The following is a 1,133-nucleotide window of genomic DNA, read 5'->3' on the forward strand; positions in this document are numbered from 1 at the left end:
CGCCTGGGCCGCGCGGACGATCTCGATGTAGTCGGCGCGGGAATAGAAGCCGTTGACCGGCGTGGACGGGTCCGGCCCCGCGCCCAGCTGCGGCAGCAGGCAGGTGCGTTCGCTCGGGTCGTGGCAGCGCCGCGAACCGATGTCCGTCAGCTCCGGCAGGCCGGCGATCTCGACCCGCCAGCCTTCGTCGTCTGCCAGATGCAGGTGCAGGCGGTTCAGCTTGTAGGCCGCCATCTGGTCCAGGATCGCCAGGATCTCGGTCTTGGAATGGAAGTTGCGGGCCACGTCGACGTGCAGGCCGCGGAAGTCGAAGCGCGGGGCGTCCTCGATGGCCAGCAGCGGGACGGTGCGGCGAGCGTCGACCAACTGGGCCAGCGACGCCAGACCGTTGGCCGCGCCTTCGGCGTCGGAAGCGACGATCTCGATCGCGCCTGCCTTGATCGTCAGATGGTAGCCCCCGGCCGCCAGCTTCTCGGCGGGCGCCATCCTGATCCGCAGCGGAACGCCGGCGGCGGCCTCGCCCGCCCCGGCCTTGGCGAGGTGGGCCAGGCCGGCCTCGAGGGCCGCGCGCGGGACGCCGCTGGTCGACACCTTCAGGCCGCGCGACAGGTCCAGCGCGCCGCCGCGCGGATCCAGCTTCGTCCGCAGMGGCGTGGGCAGGACGGCGGCGCGGGGAACCGGCTGGGCGGTCGCTCCCGCAGCCGCGTTGACCGCGTAGATCCGGGGCGGCGTGGCCCAGACCGTGGCGTCGGCGGCGACACCGCCGGCCAGCCGGGCCTCGTCCGTGAACGGCGCGACGAAGGCCAGGCTCTCCAGCCCGGTCTCGGGATCGATCACCGGCCGAGTGCTGGCGATGGTCCGCGCCGCCAGCCCTTCGGCGGCCACGTAGTAGTTGGGCATGGGATACAGCTCGGACAGCTGGTGGCCCGCGAGCGTCAGATCGATGGTGGCGACCTGGTCCGGCGGCAAGCCGCGAAAGTCGGGCGTTGGCGTCAGACGATAGAGATCGCCGTTGATATGCGTCAGGGCGAAGCCGTCGCTGTCGGCCTTCAGGATCGGCACGACGCTGCTGAAATAGATCGACACGCCCGCCGGCGGCCCTGCCCCGTCGGCCAGGGTGATCCGCGCCAGCA

Annotated in this window: 1 protein-coding gene; it reads right to left on the reverse strand. The window is 72.2% G+C overall.

Annotated features, from left to right (window positions below):
- On the reverse strand, positions 1–1,133 hold a 1,133-nt coding region (locus AC1DZ6_RS25610; RefSeq protein ID WP_477099895.1), incomplete at both ends, for a family 20 glycosylhydrolase.

Source organism: Caulobacter sp. P1_B12_2, assembly GCF_056406675.1.